Origin of the sequence: Staphylococcus pettenkoferi, from assembly GCF_002902685.1 — a bacterium.
Classification (GTDB): Bacteria; Bacillota; Bacilli; order Staphylococcales; family Staphylococcaceae; genus Staphylococcus; species Staphylococcus pettenkoferi.
On the sequence record NZ_PPRN01000077.1, the window covers coordinates 1 to 233 of the forward strand.

General features: G+C 33.0%; 1 pseudogene. It reads left to right on the forward strand.

The window, feature by feature from the left end:
• Nucleotides 1-40 precede the first annotated feature (40 nt).
• Nucleotides 41-233, forward strand: a pseudogene (locus CD126_RS11360) (IS6 family transposase); the annotation flags it as partial.

Here is a 233-nt window from a genome sequence, read left to right on the forward strand (position 1 = left end):
TGAATTTATAGTATAATTTTAACAAAAAGGAGTCTTCTGTATGAACTATTTCAGATATAAACAATTTAACAAGGATGTTATCACTGTAGCCGTTGGCTACTATCTGAGATATGCATTGAGTTATCGTGATATATCTGAAATATTAAGGGAACGTGGTGTAAACGTTCATCATTCAACGGTCTACCGTTGGGTTCAAGAATATGCCCCAATTTTATATCGAGTTTGGAAGAAAA